The organism is Streptomyces canus (assembly GCF_030815415.1).
In the GTDB taxonomy this organism is placed as follows: domain Bacteria; phylum Actinomycetota; class Actinomycetes; order Streptomycetales; family Streptomycetaceae; genus Streptomyces; species Streptomyces canus_F.
Window position 1 is genome coordinate 9352589 of record NZ_JAUSWW010000001.1, and the last position, 18354, is coordinate 9370942.

An 18354-nucleotide genomic window follows, 5' to 3' on the forward strand; every position below is an offset into this window, starting at 1 on the left:
CGTGCCCCGACGGCACCGGCCTCACGCCGGCACCCCCAGGGCACCGGCGAGCATCGGCCACGACGCGGCGAACTCCTGCTTCCAGTAGGCCCAGCTGTGCCCCCCTCCCGCGTAGTAGTGAGTCGTCACCGGTACGCGCAGCCGGGCGAGCGTGTCGGTGAAGGCGTGCGCTGACGGCCACAGCGCGCTCTCCAGCGCCTCCGGCAGCCAGTCGCCGCTCCCGCCCACCACCCCGCTGCCGCTGGACACGTACAGCGCGGTGCCGCGCAGCCCTGCCGCGCGCGCCCGCGGGTTGAAGTCCCGCCAGGTGAGCAGGTCCAGGATCGGGTTGCCCCACAGGGACAGTGGCGCCAGGTTCTCGCGGGCCACGATGGCGTCCATCAGGTTGGGCACGCCGGGGGCCGTGGTGTCGAGGATGCCGCTGTACGAGGCCGCCGCCGCGAACGTTCCCGGATGCCGCGCGGCGTGGGCCATCGCCCCGTAGCCGCCGGTGGAGACCCCGGCGACGACCCGGACCGCGGACGCCCGGTAGTCCCGGGCGAGCAGCGCGGGGACCTCGGTGAGCTGGAAGGTCTCGTAGTCGGGGCCGCTGCGCCAGGCGGTGGGGATGCCGGTGGGCCCGGCGTCCGGCATCGCCACGATCAGCTCCCGTCCCTCCGTGAACGCCACGATGTCCGTCTCCCGGGTCCAGGACGTGTAGTCGTCGTGGGCACCGTGGAGGAGGTACAGCACGGGGTACGTGCGGCCGGGCTGTGTGGCGAAGGAGGAGGGCAGCACCAGCCGCACCGGGGCGCTGCGGCCCAGTGCGGCGGAGGGCAGGGAGACATCGAGGGTGCGGGGGCCGAGCCGGGTGACGCTGGGAGTGGCGGTGGCCGCCCGGCGGGTGGTCGCCCCGGCGGTGCCGGTCGCCGTGGCGCCGAAGAGGGCGGCGAGGCCGGTGGCGGCGGCCGCTCTGGTGACGGCGCGTCGGGACATTCCGGCGGTGCCGGCGGGTACTGCGGCGGTACCCCGGGACGATGCGGTGGTGCGGTCGGGCATGGCGGCTCTCCTCGGTCGGATTCAGCGGCGGTCCTTCGCGAGCTCCCGCCGCAGATGGGCGGCGATCTCATCGACGTGCGGCGGGTCGAGGAGCGACAGATGGTGGCCCGTGACCCGGACGACGGACAGATCCGGGCACACCTCGTCCCAGCCGAGCGATGCGTCGTCGCGTTCGTACGCCGGGTCGCGCACGGTGTGCGGGGCCGGGTCGGTGGCCCGGTAGAGGACCACGGGCCCGTCGTGACGGCCCGGCCGATGGGCCTCGCCGATCCGCAGGTCCAGATAGGAGGACCGCTGGTGCTCGAGGGCGGCGCGCGGCAGGTCGGCCGCCTCGCTCAGGGCCCGCAGTACGGTGTCGATGCGCTCGCCGTCGTCCTGTGTCGCGACCAACTCGTCGTACGGCAGCCGCAGTTGGACGCCGTACGTCTCGGCGACATGGCGGGCGAAGCCGGTGAAGTGGGAGCGGATGCGGTCGGCCTCCGTGCCTTCCGTTCGAGGCAGCGGTCGTACGGAGTCGATGAGCACCACCAGCCGCACGTCCCGCCCGGCTGCCGTGAGCTGGCGCGCCGTCTCCTGTGCGACGAATCCGCCGAACGACCAACCGCCCAGCAGGCAGGGCCCGTCGGGGTGCGCGGCGGTCACCGCCTCGGCGTAGTGACGCGCCTTCTCGCCGACCGTACGGGCCTCTGCGAGCCGCTCAAGGCCGTACACCGGCCGCTGTCCGCCGAGGCGTTCGACGAGGTTGCGGTAGACGTCGGTCGTGCCACCGGCGGCGTGGACGAGGAAGAGCGGGGGGTGGGAGCCCGCGAGGTGGAGGGCGTGGAGCGGGGGAGGAGGGTCGGACGTGAGCAGTGGCGGGATCGGGGGTTGTTCGCTGGTCGGCTTCGCCGGCGGCGCCTGGATGACCTCGGCCGCCGACGCGTTCCCCGGCAGTGCCTGCCGGATGCGGGTCGCCGTGTCCTCGATGGTGGTGGCGCCCAGCAGGTCGCGCAGGGGCAGTTCGATGGCGAATTCGCGTTCCACGGCGGTGCGGATGCGGACGGCCATCAGGGAGTCCAGGCCCAGTTCGGCGAATGCCGTGGTGGGGGTGATGCGAGTCGGCGGGTGTCCGGTGACGGCGGCGATGTGATGGCAGAGACGGTCCGAGACCGAGGCGCCCTCCGCCACGCGTCCGCTTTCCGGCAGGTGCCCGCCCGCCGCAGGCACCGCGCGGCCCGCCATGGAGAGCGGGCCCCGTGCCGACCACGCCCTCGGCAGACCCGTTGCCGACCCCTCCGTGCGCCCGTCCGTCCACCAGTGCCGCACGTGCCGCCAGCGAGGCAGGGGCAGGTCGGTGATCCGGCCGGGCGGCAGCGGCAGGCGCGACCCGGCGGTGTGGAGGGTGCCGAGTTGGGTGAGGAAGTCGGCGGAGGTGTCTGCGCCGCGGTGGAGGGTGCCGAGGGCGAGGGCACCGGGCGCGGTGTCGGTGATGGCCCGGGTGAGGACGGGGTGGGGGGACAGCTCGACGAAGGCGGTGTGGCCGTCGGCGGCTGCCGCGGCGACGGCCCGGTCGAGGCGTACGGGCCGTCGCAGGTTCGCGACCCAATGCGCCGCGTCGAAGACGCAGTCGCCCCGCGGGTCGTCCAGCACGGTGGAGTAGACGGGGATACGGGGACGGCCACCTCGGATGTCCGCGAGCGCGTCGGCCAACTCCGCCAGCAGCGGCTCCACTTGAGGGGAGTGCCCCGCCCCGACCACTCGCATCGCACGCGCGGCCCGTCCTTTTTGCTCGAGTCGACGCACGAGCCGGGCCACCGCGGCCTCCTCCCCGGTGACCACCTTCTGGCGGGGCGAGGAATGCACGGCGACATGGACACCGGGAAAGTCCCGTTCCAGAGAGTCGAGTTCACCGTCGTCGAGGTCCACCACCGCCATCGACCCACCGCGCAATCCGCTGAGCAGCCGGGCCCGTACGGCGACGACGCGCGCCGCGTCCGACACCTCCAGCGCGCCCGCGCACACCGCGGCGGCCACCTCGCCCAGGGAGTGCCCGATCACGGCGACCGGCTCGACGCCGTGCGCCCGCCACAGCTCGGCGAGAGCCAACTGGAAGCCGAAGAGCACGGGTTGAGCGACCTCCAGCCGGTCGAGGCCGCCGCCGGAAGCCAGGTGGTCGCAGAGGGAGAACCCGCACTCGGGGGCCAGTTGCGCGTCCACCTTCTCCACGGCAGCGGCGAAGTCGGGTTCCTCGTCCAACAGCCGCCGTCCCATGCCGGCCCACTGGCTCCCGTACCCGGAGAAGACCCACACCGGGCCGCGCCCGACGAGATCCAGGTCGCCCGTCATGACCCGCGCGTGCGGTCGCCCTGCCGCCAACGCACCGAGCCCGTCCGCCAGTTCGGCTCGGTCACCGGCGACGATCGCGGCTCGCGCAGGCCCCCGCCCCGTCCGCCCGGCGAGCGTACGGGCCACATCGGCGAGGTGCGTGGCACCTGCCGCGGGCGTGCCGAGCCAGGCCGCCAGCCGGCCGGCGGTGTCACGGACGCGCACGGCGTCGGCGTCGGACAGGAGGTGGAGGCGGGCGGGGGGTTCGTCGGCAGGGGGCGGGAGGAGGGCGCCGGGCCGCCATTCCTCCAGTACGGCGTGGGCGTTGGTGCCGCCGAACCCGAATCCGGAGACCCCGGCCGTGGCAGTACCGCCGTACCGGGGCCAGGGCTCGGCCTCCGTCACGACCCGCAGTCGTACGTCGTCGTCCAGGGCGCTGCCTTCGGCACAGTGCAGCGAGGGCGGGATCAGGTCGTGGTGGAGGGCGAGCACCGTCTTCACCAGGCCGGCGATGCCCGCGGCGGACTCCAGGTGGCCGAGGTTGCCCTTGACCGAGCCCAGGAGCAGCGGCTGGTCGGGGTCGCGGCCCGTGCCGAGCACGGCGCCGAGCGCGCCCGCCTCGATGGGGTCGCCGAGCGGGGTGCCGGTGCCGTGCGCCTCGACGTGGTCGATGCGTGCGGGGGCGAGCCCGGCTCGCACGTATGCGGTCGTCAAGAGGGCTTGCTGGGCAGCCGGGTTGGGGGCGAGGAGGCCGTTGGAGCGTCCGTCGGAGTTGACGGCGGTGGCGCGGATGACGGCGAGGACGCGGTCGCCGTCCCGCTCGGCGTCGGACAGCCGCTTCAGCAGCACCGCCGCGCAGCCCTCACCGCGGCCGATGCCGTCCGCCGCCGCCGAGAACGGCTTGCAGCGCCCGTCCGGCGCGAGCGCGCCCGCCCGCCGGAACGCGACGGTGACCGTGGGCGAGAGCAGCAGATTGACCCCCGCGGCGATCGCCAGGTCGCTCTCGCCCGTGCGCAGGCTGACGCACGCGTGGTGCACGGCGACCAGCGACGACGAGCACGCGGTGTCGACGGCCATGCTCGGCCCGCGCGTGTCCAGGGCGTACGACAGCCGGCCCGCCGCCACGCTCAGCGCCCCGCCCGCGGGGGCCCACGGATCGACGGCCTCGGGGTCGGCACCGGTGAGCTGGCCGTACTCGGGGGCCGAGACCCCGACGAAGACACCGGTAGCGGTGCCGGCGAGGGACGCGGCCGGGACGGCGGCGTGGTCGAGGGTCTCCTGGACGACCTCCAGCAGGATCCGCTGCTGCGGGTCCATCACCGCGGCCTCGCGCGGCGTGATGCGGAAGAAGTCCGCGTCGAACCCGGCGACGTCGTCCAGGTAGCCGCCGTACGGGAGCGCGTCGGCGGGCGGGTACGGCGTGAAGTCCCGCCACCGGTCCTCCGGGACCCGCCGGATCGCGTCGACACCCTCACGCAGCAACCGCCAGTACGCGTCCGGGCCGTGCACACCCCCGGGCAGTCGGCAGCCGATCCCGACGACCGCGATCGGCTCGCCGGGCTCGGGTGCGGGAGCCGTGGGCCGATGAGCCGCGCTCTCCGCCGGAGCGATGTCCGCCGCGGCACCGCACACCCGCTCCACCAGCGCGTCCCCCGTGGCCGCCTCCCACAGCAGCGTCGCCGGCAGGTCGAGGCCCGTGGCCCGGGACAACTCCCCGGCCAGCGCGACCGCGTCCCGCGAGGACATCCCGAGATCCGCGAGCGGCTGGTCCATCGGCACGTCCCCGACCGCGATCCCGCTCCAGGCGGCCACCTTCTCGGCGATCAGCCGACGCAACGCGGCTTCTTCGCCCTCCCCTTCGGCGACCAGGCGGTGCAGGTTGCCTTCTCGCCCGCTCGCGCCCCTCATCCCGCGACCTCCGCCGCGTAGGCACCCGCCAGATAGCGCTCGCGGGTCAGCGCCCGGGACACCTTCCCGCTGGAGGTACGGGGCACCGTGCCCGGCGGGACGAGAACCACGTCGGAGAGCCGCAGCCCGTGCCGGGCGGAGACGGCCGCGCGTACGGTCCGCACGAGGGCCGGTACGTCGATGTCGGCGAGCGGCACGGCCCGTGCGTGCTCCGCGACGACGATCACCCGTTCCCCGGAGCTGCCCGGTACGCCGAACGCGGCGAGCCGGTCGCGTCGTACGGTCGGATGGGCGTCCTGGGCCGTGGCCTCGACGTCCTGCGGGTAGTGGTTGCGTCCGTCGACGACGATGAGGTCCTTCAGCCGCCCGGTGACGATCAACTGCCCGTCCAGGACCGTCCCCAGATCGCCGGTGCGCAGCCACTTGCCCGGCCCGGCCGCGACATCGGCGAGTTCGGCCCCGAAGACGCGCAGGGTCTGGGGCTCCTGGTTCCGGTATCCCCGCCCCACGTTGGGGCCCTGCACCCAGATCTCGCCGACCTCGCCCTCGGCCAGTGCCTCCCGCGACACCGGGTCGGCGATCCGCACACGCTGGCCCGCCGGAGCCCCGCAGCCGGCCAGCAGCACGGCCCTCGGGTCGTCGGGCCGCGCGGGCAGGGCCTTCCCGGTGGCCAGGGCGTCACGGTCGAGCGCGAATCTGCGCAACGGCTGCCAAGGGCGGGCGGCACTGACGAACACGGTCGCCTCGGCCAGCCCGTACGACGGACAGTGCGTCTCCGGGGGGAGTCCCTGGGCGCCGAACGCGGCGTGGAAACGGTCGGCCGTGCCGGCGCGGACCGGCTCGCTTCCGTTGATCAGGGCGAAGACGCCGTCCAGCCGCAGGTCGGCTTTCTGCGCCTCGGTGACCGTCGACGCGCAGTAGTCGTAGGCGAAGTTGGGCGCCGCGCTCAGCGCGCGCGGGTGCGCGGCCAGCAGCCGCAGCCAGCGCACCGGTTCGTGCAGGAAGGCCACCGGATCCATGAGCACGGACAACAGCCCCCGCACCACCGGCGCCGCGACACTGAGCACGAGTCCCATGTCGTGGTACAGCGGCAGCCAGCCCACACAGGTCACCGGATGCACGTCGGCACCGTAGGCGGTCAGCGCCTGGCGGGCGTTGGCGACGACATTGGCATGGGTGATCTCCACACCCGCCGGGGTGCGGGTCGAGCCGGAGGTGTACTGGAGGTACCCGACCGCCTCGGCGTCGAGGGTGCGGGGCTGCCAGTCACCGGCGGTGGCGTCGGACACTTGGTCCCCGGCGACGACCTTCACGTCCCGGCCCTCGCACAACTCGCGTACCTCCGCGAGAGCCTGACCTGTCGTCACGACGACCGCCGGGCGCGCGTCCGCCAGCACCGCCGACAGCCGGTCGCCCTGCCCGGGCAGCCCGGGTGGATACAGCGGTACGGCGACCAGGCCGGCGGCCAGCGCCCCGAGAAAGGCGGTGATGTAGTCCGTCCCCTGCGGACACAGCACCGCGACACGCTCCCCGGGCTCCGCCTCGGCGGCGAGCCGGGCGGCCATGGCCCGCATCCGCAGGTCCAGTCGGCGCCAGGTCAGCGTGCGATGGACGCCGCGCGAATGCGGCGCCGGATGGTCGACGAAGGTGAACGCCCGGCGGTCGGGGGTGGTCTCGGCCCAGTGCCGCACGTACTCCGGCAGACTCCGGAACACGGGCGCGAGCGGGGGGCGGCGGCTGTCCATCGGGCATGGGCTCCTCACGTCGCGGGGACGGCTAGCGGTCAGAGCGGGATGTTGCCGTGGCGGCGCTCCGGCATCGGTGCCCGCTTGCCGCGCAGGGCGCGCAGGGCACGGCAGATGTGGGCGCGGGTGTCGCGGGGGGCGATGACGGCGTCGATGTAACCGCGCTCGGCGGCGAGGTACGGGGTCCCGTACGTGCTCTCGTACGCGGTGAGGAGACGGGCGCGCAATGCCTCGGGGTCGGCCGCGGCGGCCAGTTCACGGCGATGCAGGACGCCCACCGCACCCTCGGCACCCATGACGGCGATGCGGGCGGTCGGCCAGGCGAGGTTGATGTCGGCGCCCAGGTGCTTTGAGCCCATCACCGCGTACCCGCCGCCGTACGCCTTGCGCACCACCACGGTGACCTTGGGGACGGTCGCCTCGGCGTACGCGTACAGGAGTTTGGCGCCGCGCCGGATGATGCCGGCCTGCTCCTGGCGGACTCCGGAGAGATAGCCCGGCACATCGGCGAAGGTCAGCAGGGGGATGCCGAACGCATCGCAGAACCGTACGAATCGTGCGGCCTTCTCGGACGCGTCGATGTCGAGGACCCCGGCGGCGTGCAGCGGCTGGTTGGCGACGACTCCGACGGCACCGCCCTCGACGAGGGCCAGTGCGCAGATGATGTTCGGCGCGAACAGCTCCTGCACTTCCAGGAGTTCGCCGTCGTCGACGACCGCGCGCAGGATGTCGCGCATGTCGTAGGCCTGACCGAGCCGGTCCGGAACCACCGTGTCGAGACATCGCCCGGCGGGCGCGGCCCCCGGCGCGTACTGCGGGGGCCGCTCCAGGTTGTTGGCGGGCAGGTACGACAGCAGGTCGCGGACGGTGTCGAGGGCGTTCACCTCGTCGGCGGCCAGGAAGTGGGCGTTGCCGTTGACGGTGTTGCTGGTGCGGGCGCCGCCCAGTTCCTCGGCGCTGGTGCGCTCGCCGGTGACCGTCTCGATGACGTCGGGACCGGTGACGAACATGTGCGAGGCACCGTCCACCATCACGGTGAAGTCGGTGATGGCCGGTGAGTACGCGGCCCCGCCGGCGCACGGGCCCAGGACGACCGAGATCTGCGGGATCACCCCGGACGCCTGCACGTTGCGGCGCACCAGCTCGGCGTAGAGGGCGAGCGAGGTGACGCCCTCCTGGATACGGGCGCCACCGCCGTCGTTGAGGCCGATGACGGGGCAGCCGGTCTTCAGGGCGAGGTCCATCAGCGCGAGCGTCTTGTGCCCGAAGGCCTCGCCCATGCTGCCGCCGAAGACCGTGGAGTCCTGGGCGAAGACACAGACGGCCCGGTTGTCGATCGTGCCGTACCCGGTGACCACCCCGTCGCCGTACGGGCGCCCGGCGCCGTCACCGGTGGGCCGGGCGCGTACGAACAGACCCGTCTCGGTGAACGAACCCGCGTCCAGCAGCAGATCGATCCGCTCCCGGGCGCCGTACTCCCCCCGTCTCCTGGGCCCGTGCGCGGTGACCGCCCGCGTCCGGCGGCTCTCCAGTGCGCTGATGCGATCGAGGGTTCGGTCCACGGATCGTTCGGCGATCGGGTCGGGTACCCGGCCGGCCTCCCTCTCCGCCACCGGCCTCGCCCTGGATGTCTCCACCTCAAGTGTCATGGCCACCTCCGAAGTGGCTACCGAATATGGCAGCGCCGCAGGGGCGGACCGGCTCGATCGGCCTTCTGTTTGGGGGAGATGAGTCCCCGGGGGCCGTGGTTAGTCCGTGGGTGACAAGGGCCGGGGCGGGACGGGGGCGTCCCGCGGAACATCGAGGCGACGGCGTGCGGGTCAGTTGCGGCCTGCGCGTCGGCGGCGTACGGCGGCCGCCAGCTCGTCGAGGAGGCGCTCGGTCTCGCCCCAGCCGACACAGGCGTCGGTGACGCTCTGTCCGTAGACGAGTGTCTCCAGCGGGCCCGGTTCCTGCCGCCCCTCGGTGAGGAAGCTCTCCACCATCAGACCGGCGATCCCTGGTTCCCCCGCGGCGACACGTGCGGCGATCTCACGGACGACGGCGGCCTGACGGACGTGGTCCTTACCGCTGTTGGCGTGGCTGGCGTCGATCACCAGGCGGGGTTCCCGTCCCGACTTCGCGAGGAGGGCGATGGCGTCGCGGACGTCCTCGGGGCCGTGATTCGGGCCGCCGCGTCCGCCCCGCAGGATGACGTGACAGTCGGGATTTCCGCTGGTCGAGACGGTGGAGGCGTGCCCTTCGTCGTCGATGCCGAAGAACACGTGGTCGCCGGCCGAGGCCCGGCAGCCGTCGATCGCCGCCGTCACGTCCCCGTCCGTCGCGTTCTTGAACCCGACGGGCATCGACAGACCCGAGGCGAGCTGACGGTGCACCTGGCTCTCCGGTGTGCGCGCGCCGATGGCACCCCACGTCACCGCGTCGGAGATGTACTGCGGGCTGGTCGGCTCCAGGAACTCACACCCCACCGGCAGGCCCGCGTCGAGCACGTCGAGCAGGACCTGACGGGCCATGCGCAACCCCAACTGCACGTCATGGGTGCCGTCCAGGTGCGGGTCGTTGATCAGGCCTTTCCAACCGACGGTCGTCCGAGGCTTCTCGAAGTACACGCGCATCACCACGCAGAGCTCGTCACTGAGCGGGGCGACCGCTGCCGCCAGACGGTGCGCGTAGTCCCTGGCGGCTGCCGCGTCGTGCACCGAGCACGGGCCGACGACCAGGAGGAGCCGATCGTCCTCACCGGTCAGCACCGCGTTGACGGCGCGGCGACTGTCCGCCACCGAGGCCGCGCGGGTCGAACCCAGCGGAAGCTCGTCGCGGAGGGCGGCTGGGGAGATGAGGGGCTGGAAGCCGGTGACGCGAAGGTCGTTGGTCCGGGGTGAGGCGCCGGTCGGTGTGGTCATGGGGGAGGTTCCCGTCCTTTTCGTAAGGCGGGTCCGGTTCGGTACGTGTCTTCCACACCCGGGCCGGCCCGCCGTAAACGACGAAGGGCAGAGACGGACCGTCTCTGCCCTGCTGGCTCCGGGTGAAGGGTTGGTCAGCGCACCTGACCCCCGGCTCCACCCGGAGCCGGCGGAAAGCGCCAATACCAACGATTCACCGTAGACACACGCGCACAGTAGCGCCCCTTCGTGAGCGGCGTGTACTGCTTTTCCTCCGTGGCGGTGCCGTGTTCAGGACTCGCGGGTGCGGCGGGCCTCGGCCACGAGTGTGCCGGGCAGTCCCGGCCCCGCGCACGCGTAGTCGATCAGGAGGTCGCGGTACGAGGTGTTCGTGAGTTCCGGCGCGAGGGCGATCAGGTCCCGCAGGTTGTCGGACGAGCCGGTCAGACGGGCGCGGTAGGCGGCGCGTGCCGCGCGTAGGGAGACTTCGTCCGAAGCGTGTGCCAGGCCCTGTTCGGCGTGGCTCACGGCCGCGGCGAAGTCGCCCTGTTCGGCACGCAGGTCCGCGAGGTCCAGGTGGAGCGACCAGTTGTCGGGCTCCAGGGCCAGGGCACGGATGAAGGCGGTCGCAGCCTGGTCCAGGTCACCCATCGCCCGCCAGGTGCCCGCTCGGGTGACCTCGGTCCACATGACCCGGTCGACGGCGTCGGCACGATCGCACAGCGCGAACGCCAGGTCATGGCGACCGCAGGCCCGAGGCAGCCGGGCCATGGAGGCCAGCGACTCCGGCACGGGACTGCGCTCGGACACGACGTCGAGGGCATGGAACCAGGGCGCGAACCGCTCACGCATCTCGTCGGAGTCCAGGACACGGCCGTAGTCCAAGGTCCGCAGACACGCCTCGGCCAGCGCCTGAGCACTCACCGCGCCGAGAAGGCCGGCATCGCCGAACCACGGGGCAGCGCCCCAGGCCACGTCCGGCCGCACCCCCGTGACCGAGCCGAGGGTCATCACCGCGTCGTCCATGTCCCCGTCGAGGAACAGGAAGTAGGCCTGCGCCGGCACAGTACTCAAGGAGCCGTCCCCTTCGAGACCCTCCTTCAGCTCGGAGCGCCGCTCACGCCACAACTCGGCGAGCGCCGCATAGGGCTCCGGGGCCGCCGGCGCGGAGGCTATCGCACCCACCAGATACTCCACGGCGCGCACCGGGCTTCCGCCGCAGTGCGCCATCACGCCGGCGAGCGCGACTCCCGCTGTCACTGAACGATTCGACACCGCCAGAGAATATCCATGGCCCGCTGACCGGGCAGGACGTGGACCTCGCACGAGCGGCGGGGCCCACGTCGTCAGCCGGTCAGCAGGTCGAGCTGGTCTGGGTGAGCAGGCCCAGTCGCCACGGCAGGCTGTTGTAGTCGCCGCCCGCGCTGGGGTTCATGCCTTGGTACAGGTACTGGAGCCTGCACGAGGGGATGGTCAGTGTCTGGTCGTAGCCGGCACGGATCATCTCGCCGTGGCTGATGTCCCTGGTCCAGGAGCCGGAGGGGAAGGCCACATTGCTCGCCTTGGCGAACGGGTTGCTCTCGGAGGCGGCCAGCGGTGTCCACGAACCGGCGAGGCTGCTCGTCGTCCAGGAGCGGAAGTAGCGCCGGCCGTCCGAGCCGATGGCCTCGACCAGGAGCAGGTACTGGTTGGAGCCCTGCACCTTGTAGACGTTGCTCGCTTCCCACAGGGCGTACTTGTTGGAGTCCTGGGCCACGATGACGGTATTGGTGAACCCGTTCGGGAACTGGCCGACGGTCGTCTGGGAGCGGTAGAGGTGCCCGTTGTCGTCGGAGGAGAACAGATAGCAGTTGGCGCTGTCGCAGATCACCCACATGTCGACCCAGTGGCCGTTGCCGATGTTCTGCCTGATGATGTCCGGCATCGACGCGTAGAAGTTGCGCGGTGCGCTCCACCCGTTGGGGTTGCTGATGTCGGGATTGGTCGAGTACGACGCGTTGCCGGTCTGGTAGACGAGGTACCACAGGCGCTGCGAGGTGTTGTAGAAGACCTGGGGCGCGGCCCGGTACCCGGTACCGATGGCGGTGCGGTCCAGGTAGTGGTGCGTGGCGGAGCCCGCCTGCGACCAGTCGGTGAAGCTCAAATACACGAGGTTGTACCCAGCGGAGCTCGCGGTGCTCGCGAACACGTGGTACTTGCCGTTGTAGTAGACGACCGACGGGTCCTTGACCGCCGCGATGTTGTGGGTCGAGTCCGGCTTCGGCCCGATCAGGGCCCCGCTGGAACTCCACGAGAAGCGGGAGGGGAGGGCGGCGGTGGACTTGGCCGACAGGGCGGTCGTGCTCTTTGCGGCGGCCGTGTTCTGTGCGGCGGCCGTGCCGCCCATCGCGGTGAGCGCCGCCTGGTACGCCGCCTTCTTGTTGCCGTTCCGGTCGAACAGCAGCGGGTTCTCGCCACTGCGCCAGGAGTCGCTGTCCCGGATGCCCCAGACGGTGATGCCGGTGCAGCGCGACACGTTCATGCAGGCCCGCACCGAGTTCGCGTACGCGGAGGCCGGTGCCTGGGCGATGTCCAGTTCGGTGATCTGTACGTCCACGCCGAGGGCGGCGAAGTTCGACAGCGTGCTCTGGAAGCTGGAGGGCGGGCCGCCGGTGCCGAAGTGCGCCTGGAAGCCGACGCAGTCGATGGGCACCCCGCGCGACTTGAAGTCGCGCACCATGCGGTAGACGCCCTGGGTCTTCGCGGCACTCCAGTTCTCGATGTTGTAGTCGTTGTAGCAGAGCTTGGCCGCCGGGTCGGCCGACCGTGCGGTGCGGAAGGCCTGTTCGATGAAGCCGTCGCCGAGCAGGTTCTGGAACACCGAGGGGCGGTGCTGGCCGCTGCCGCCGTCGGCGAAGGCCTCGTTGACGACGTCCCACGAGTGGATCCGGCCCTTGTAGTGGTTCGCCACGGTGGTGATGTGGTTGTTCATCACACTGCGCAGGGTGTTCGCATCGGTGATGGAGCTGACCCAGCCGGGCAGTTGGGAGTGCCACACCAGGGTGTGGCCGCGCACGCGCTGCCCGCGGGCCGTCGCGCGGTTGACGATCTGGTCGGCGGGGCCGAAGTTGAACGAGCCGCGGGATCGCTCGGTGGTGTCCCACTTCATCTCGTTCTCGGGTGTGACCTGGTTGAACTCGCGGTCCAGGATCCCGGTGTACGTGCCGTCGCCGAGCTTTCCGGCGGCCACCGCGGTGCCGAAGTACCGTCCGGACTGGGCGGCTTGGGCGCCGAGTGTGGAGGCCTGGACGGCATCGGGCGCGGCGGTTGCCGCCTCTGGCGTCACCAGGGCGGCGATGGCCAGCAGGGATAAGACGGAGGCTCGGCGACGGCCGAGCCGTTTCAGCGGGTTCACGGTTCTCCTCGTGCGGTGGGGGTGGGGGGTGGGCTGTGCGGTCCTCCGTTCGTTCAGGGCGTGGCCAGCTCGAACCGCGGGATGCGGACCGCGCCGCCGAGTGCCTGGGTGGCGTGGTGGAAGAGGGCGAATCGGTAGCCCATGAAGAACCGCCAGTCGTTGCCCATGGAGAAGGTCGGGCCCAGGCGGATGAAGTTGGTGCCGTCGGTGCTGTAGGAGAAGGTTCCGGGGCGTGCCGCGCCGGGGCGGATGTCCGCGCTCGCGCGCAGCCAGATGCGGCTGCCGGACACGGCCGCGCTCGCTGCTTCCGTGCCGGTGCCGGTGGTGTTCCAGTTGCCGTCCATGGTCAGCCCGTTGACCATCACCACCCGTGTCGCGCCGCCGTCGCGCTTGACGCCGATCCAGGCGGAGGAGTCACGCAGCAGCGCCAGTCCGGCCCGGTCGCCGTCGCGCATCGCCGAGAAGTCGAGCTGGACCGTGGCGGTCGAGGTGGGGCCCTGGATGCGATGGGTGAGCGTGTTGCGGGCCCAGTACAGGTCGTTGGTGACGGTGGCGGTCCGCAGCGTGAGTCCGTTGTTCACCGACCACTTGGTGTTGTCCGGGTTGTGGTTCCACTCCCACCTCGGCTTGAGGCTCGTGCCGTCGAACGTGTCGACGCCGGTCATCGGGGTGACCTGGCGCGGTGGAGTGGGCACGGACGGGCTGGGATACGAGGTGCCCCACGCGCCGTTCACGAGTTGCACGACGGGCCAGCCGTCCGCGGTCCAGGTGACCGGCGCCAGGGCGGGCACCCGGCCGCCGGGGTAGGCGTCCACGAACGCCATGTAGTACCAGGCACCGCTCTGTGTCTGCACCAACCCGCCCTGGTGCGGGACGCCACCGCCGGCGATCGGCCCGCGCAGGTCGAGGAGGACCTGCCGCATCGTGTAGGGACCGAAGGGGCCGCCCGACGACTTGAGGATGTACTGCCCGTTCGCGGGGCGGGTCAGGAAGATGTAGTACTGCCCGTTGATCTTGTAGAAGCGGGCACCCTCGAGGGTGCCGACACTCGACGGCGTGGTGAACACCTGTTGCGTGCGTACCTGGTTGCGGCCGTCGGGCGACAGCTGGGCCACGCTGATCGTGGTGTTCCCGTACGCCACGTACAGGGTGTCGTCGGTGTCGACGAGCAATCCCGCGTCGTAGTACGGCGTGCTGATGGTCGTCAGCCTGTTCCACGGCCCCTCGGCGGCGGTGGCCGTGTAGATGTACGTCCTGGCGAAGTCGATCTGGCCGAGCCAGTAGAAGGTCCTGCTGCTCGGCCGGTAGGCCAGCGACGACGCCCAGATGCCCCGGACATAGCCACGGGCACCGTTCAGGTCGTACTTGGTGCCGAAGTCGAGCACGGGCACCGAGTGACCGGCGATCTCCCAGTTCACCAGGTCGTACGAGCGCAGGACGGGCGCCCCGGGCGAGTAGTGCATTGTCGAGGCCGAGGCGTAGTAGGTGGCGCCGACGCGGATGATGTCGATGTCCGCGAAGTCCTGCCAGATCACCGGGTTCGTGAACGTGGCGGCGGCAGCGTGGGCGGGGATGGCCGGAAGGAGGGCACCGGTGACCAGGCCGGTGGCGGTGGCCAGCACTCGGCGACGTCCCAGAGGTTGATCAGAGCATGACATGTCCATGTGTCGATCTCTCTGTGAGGGAGCGCTGTGGGGGTGGATCGGTCCCGCGAGGTTCGGTATGACGAACGCCAATCGACTCATCGAGCAACGGGATGATTGCGAGGCTTATAGCTCCCGTCAATACACCTCGCATGATTCGATGATGAAGTCGAAAGATTTCGAACCCGGTTGTGCTCGAACGTCGACGAACCGGGCCGCGCGTCTCGGTGCCTGCAACCGAGGCGCGTGAGGGAATCGTTTGACCGGCCGATTGGTGTTGACATGCCGGGAACTCCCTCTAGTCTCCCTGGGGTTGGCGATCCGAAAGCAGGCCGAAATTTCGGACGTCGATGCGGGTGTCATAGACATGACACCCGCCTCCTTCGCGCGTCGGTCATCCCTTGTCCGGCGCCCTCGCTGCGCTGAAAAGGAGCCCAGAGTGTTCAGACCATCGGGCAGACGACTTCTCCACCTGTTCGCGGCCACCGCACTGACGCTCACCGCGTCCCTCACGGCCTCGGTCCACTCCACCGCCTCCGCCGCGCCGGGCAGTCCGGCGCTCACTCCGCCGCTGGGCTGGAACAGCTGGAACAGCTTCGGATGCGGGGTCACGGAGGCGCGGGTCCGCGAGGCCGCCGACGCGATGGTGTCCTCGGGCATGCGGGACGCCGGTTACCGGTACGTGGTGGTCGACGACTGCTGGTTCGACCCGCAGCGCGACACGGCGGGCAACCTGCGGGCCGACCCGGCCAAGTTCCCGAGCGGGATGAAGGCCCTCGGGGACTACATCCACGGCAAGGGGCTGAAGTTCGGCATCTACCAGGTGCCGGGCGAACGCACCTGCGCGCAGGCCACAGGCGGCTACCCGGGGTCCACGGGCAGCAGGGGACACGAGGTCCAGGACGCCACCACGTTCGCCTCCTGGGGCGTCGACTACCTCAAGTACGACTGGTGCTCCTCCAGCGGCACCCGTGACGAGCAGGTCGCGCGGTTCACGCTCATGCGCGACGCCCTGCGTGCCACCGGACGGCCCATCGTCTACAGCATCAACCCGAACAGCCTGCACGCCATCACCGGCTCCACCTACAACTGGGGCGAGGTCGCCGACCTGTGGCGGACGACCGAGGACCTGCTCGACATCTGGCAGAACGGCAACACCAACAGCTACCCGATGGGTGTCGGCAACGTCCTGGACGTCACCGCGCCGCTGGCGGCACAGTCGGGCCCGGGCCACTGGAACGACCCCGACATGCTCGTCGTCGGCCGCCCCGGCCTGTCCCTGACCGAGTCCCGATCCCACTTCGCCCTGTGGGCCCTCCTCTCCGCCCCGCTCATGGCCGGCAACGACATCCGCACCATGTCCGCCGACGTGAGCGCGATCCTGCGCAACCCGCGTCTGCTGGCGGTCAACCAGGACGCGCTCGGCGCGGGCGGGCGCCGGGTCCGCGACGACGGCAGCACCGAGGTGTTCGCCAAGCCCCTGTCCGACGGATCGGTGGCGGTGGGCCTGTTCAACCGGGGCGGCGGCGCCGCGACGGTCAGCACGACAGCGGCTCAAGTCGGTCTGACCGGCGGATCGTTCACCCTCACCGACCTGTGGTCGGGCGGCACGTCGAGCACGTCCGGACAGATCTCGGCGAGCGTCCCCGCGCACGGTGTGGCCGTGTTCCGGGTGAGCGGCGGCAGTCCGCTGGCCGCCACCACCTCGCGGCTGCGCGGCAGCGGCTCCGGCCGCTGCGTGGACGTGGACAACGCCTCCACAGCCGCCGGGGCCACCGTACTGCTCTGGGACTGTCACACGGCCGCCAACCAGCTGTGGACCACGTGGGCGGGCGGCGAGATCCGCGTCTTCGGCGACAAGTGCCTCGACGCCTACAACCAGGGCACCGCCAACGGCACCCGGGTCATCACCTGGACCTGCAACGGCCAGAACAACCAGAAGTGGACCATCGGCTCCGACGGGTCGGTCCGCAACGTCCACTCCGGACTCTGCCTCGACACCGACCGGGCCGGCACCGCCAACGGCACCGCACTGGTCCTGTGGACCTGCGACGGCAGGGCCGGCCAGAAGTGGAGCCGGTTGTGAGCGCGGCGATGATCCGACAGCGGGCTCCTGAGGGGGAGCGTGGGTCACGCGGTGGTGCAGGCGGTGCCGTTCAGGGTGAAGCCGGAGGGCTTGGTGAAAGTGCCGCTGGAGGTGCCCTGGAGTCCGAAGGTCGCCTGGCCGCCGGCCGTCAGCTCGCCGTTGTGGGACACGTTGCTCGCTGTGACCGCTCCCGAGGACCCGGAGAGGTTCGCGTTCCAGGCACTGGTGATCTGCTGCCCGGAGGGGAGGGTGAAACCGAGCTTCCAGCCGCTGACGGCGGAGGCGCCGGTGTTGGTGATGGTGACGTCGGCGGTGAAGCCGCCCTGCCAGGCGTTCGCCGCGTACGCCACCTTGCAGGCCGTGGAGCCCCCGGGGGTGCCCGGGTCACCGGAGGAGCCGCCCTTGTTGACGGTGGAGGAGAACGAGTTCACGGCGAGACCGGCGCCGTTCTGCCAGGGCTCGAAGCCCGCCTGAACGCTCGTCAGATACCAGTTGTTCTGGGCGAGTCCGCGGGAGACGGCCTGCCGGGCGAAGTCCATGACGTCGAAGTTCCAGCTGCTGATCGCCGACGGAGCGACGAACGACAGCACGTCGTTCCCGCCGTTGTTGCCGGACCACACCTGCCAGTCGCGCCCGCCCACGTTGGCGTTGCCGACCGGGGAGCCGATGGGCTGGATGGAGCCGACCTTGTTGAACCAGATCATGATCTCGGTCCGGTTCACGCCGTCGGTGCGGGGCGTGGGGTCGAGCCAGATGTCGTACGAGGCGTTGTACACCGCGTTGCTGACGAAGCCGTAGGAGATGCTGCTGGGTGCGCTGGAGATGGTGCTGAGCTGCGCGGGAAGGTTGGTGCCGGGCGAACAGTTGGTGTAGTGGCAGCCGTTGTAGACGGATGGATACGACTTCGGGGCACCGTTCGTGGGGACGGAGCCGTCGGCCTGGGCGATCCTGAATCCCGAGTCGGTCGCCGTGACGCACTGCGTGGCGCTGGTGCCCCAGCGGTTGTTCTGGACCACGTAGCGACCCTGGATGGTCGTCGTGCCGAAGGGTTGGCAGATCGTGGTGTCGGCCTGTGCGACCGGGGCGGTGGTCAGCAGCGCGGCGAGCGAGACGAGCGAGGTGAGCAGCGCGCCGAGCAGGCCACGCGCGCGGCGGGCATGGAGCGGTGATGGACGCATGCGGATCCTCTTCAGCGGGAGGGGGGAACGGGGAAGTGTTCCCGCGACCTTGTGTGAATGGGAGCGCTCCCAATCCTGGGTTCGGGCAGGACTGTAGGGATGGTTCAGGTCCATGACAAGGCTGTCGACAGGAACGCGTAGAACCGATTCGGGAGACACAGGTCAGGCAGGTCTCG

10 protein-coding genes are annotated in these 18354 nt (G+C 71.2%); 1 reads left to right on the forward strand and 9 read right to left on the reverse strand.

What is annotated here, in order from left to right; genetic code table 11:
- Positions 1-21: 21 nt before the first annotated feature.
- The 8 genes from QF037_RS43430 to QF037_RS43465 all read right to left on the reverse strand — a co-directional run bounded on the left by QF037_RS43430 (position 22) and on the right by QF037_RS43465 (position 14929).
- Positions 22-1038, reverse strand: a complete 1017-nt coding sequence (locus tag QF037_RS43430; protein WP_307035090.1) for an alpha/beta hydrolase — start codon at positions 1036-1038, stop codon at positions 22-24.
- A 21-nt stretch (positions 1039-1059) separates the two neighbouring features.
- Positions 1060-5250 carry a beta-ketoacyl synthase N-terminal-like domain-containing protein gene (locus QF037_RS43435; RefSeq protein WP_307035092.1) on the reverse strand — a complete coding sequence of 1397 codons (4191 nt, stop codon included), beginning with the start codon at positions 5248-5250 and terminating at the stop codon, positions 1060-1062.
- A complete protein-coding gene (locus QF037_RS43440; protein WP_307035094.1) occupies positions 5247-6995 on the reverse strand; it encodes a fatty acyl-AMP ligase in 1749 nt (582 codons plus the stop codon). The genes QF037_RS43435 and QF037_RS43440 overlap by 4 nt, the downstream gene beginning before the upstream one ends.
- Positions 6996-7033: 38 nt before the next feature.
- Positions 7034-8644, reverse strand: a complete 1611-nt coding sequence (locus QF037_RS43445; RefSeq protein ID WP_307035096.1) for an acyl-CoA carboxylase subunit beta — start codon at positions 8642-8644, stop codon at positions 7034-7036.
- 171 nt (positions 8645-8815) lie between these two features.
- On the reverse strand, positions 8816-9898 hold the full coding sequence (locus tag QF037_RS43450; protein WP_307035098.1) for a 3-deoxy-7-phosphoheptulonate synthase: 1083 nt from the start codon (positions 9896-9898) through the stop codon (positions 8816-8818).
- 270 nt (positions 9899-10168) lie between these two features.
- Complete coding sequence (locus tag QF037_RS43455) at positions 10169-11137, reverse strand: tetratricopeptide repeat protein (protein ID WP_307035100.1); 969 nt, start codon at positions 11135-11137, stop codon at positions 10169-10171.
- 94 nt (positions 11138-11231) lie between these two features.
- Entirely contained in the window at positions 11232-13271 is a 2040-nt protein-coding gene (locus QF037_RS43460; RefSeq protein ID WP_307035102.1) for a non-reducing end alpha-L-arabinofuranosidase family hydrolase, read from the reverse strand.
- Positions 13272-13324: 53 nt separating this feature from the next.
- Complete coding sequence (locus tag QF037_RS43465; protein ID WP_307037674.1) at positions 13325-14929, reverse strand: glycoside hydrolase family 43 protein; 1605 nt, start codon at positions 14927-14929, stop codon at positions 13325-13327.
- 424 nt (positions 14930-15353) lie between these two features.
- Between QF037_RS43465 and QF037_RS43470 the strand changes: the two genes are divergently transcribed.
- The gene (locus QF037_RS43470) at positions 15354-17000 is read left to right on the forward strand and encodes a glycoside hydrolase family 27 protein (RefSeq protein ID WP_307035104.1); all 1647 of its coding nucleotides are present in this window, start codon (positions 15354-15356) and stop codon (positions 16998-17000) included.
- A 44-nt stretch (positions 17001-17044) separates the two neighbouring features.
- Here the strand turns inward: QF037_RS43470 and QF037_RS43475 are convergent, their stop codons facing one another.
- On the reverse strand, positions 17045-18178 hold the full coding sequence (locus tag QF037_RS43475; protein WP_307035106.1) for a GH12 family glycosyl hydrolase domain-containing protein: 1134 nt from the start codon (positions 18176-18178) through the stop codon (positions 17045-17047).
- Positions 18179-18354 lie beyond the last annotated feature (176 nt).

Bases quoted from the DNA above. Each gene is read 5' to 3' on its own strand.
- QF037_RS43430 (WP_307035090.1), bottom strand. From the start codon at position 1,038: ATGCCCGACCGCACCACCGCATCGTCCCGGGGTACCGCCGCAGTACCC.
- QF037_RS43445 (WP_307035096.1), bottom strand. From the start codon at position 8,644: ATGACACTTGAGGTGGAGACATCCAGGGCGAGGCCGGTGGCGGAGAGG.
- QF037_RS43465 (WP_307037674.1), bottom strand. From the start codon at position 14,929: ATGTCATGCTCTGATCAACCTCTGGGACGTCGCCGAGTGCTGGCCACC.
- QF037_RS43450 (WP_307035098.1), bottom strand. From the start codon at position 9,898: ATGACCACACCGACCGGCGCCTCACCCCGGACCAACGACCTTCGCGTC.
- QF037_RS43440 (WP_307035094.1), bottom strand. From the start codon at position 6,995: ATGGACAGCCGCCGCCCCCCGCTCGCGCCCGTGTTCCGGAGTCTGCCG.
- QF037_RS43435 (WP_307035092.1), bottom strand. From the start codon at position 5,250: ATGAGGGGCGCGAGCGGGCGAGAAGGCAACCTGCACCGCCTGGTCGCC.
- QF037_RS43475 (WP_307035106.1), bottom strand. From the start codon at position 18,178: ATGCGTCCATCACCGCTCCATGCCCGCCGCGCGCGTGGCCTGCTCGGC.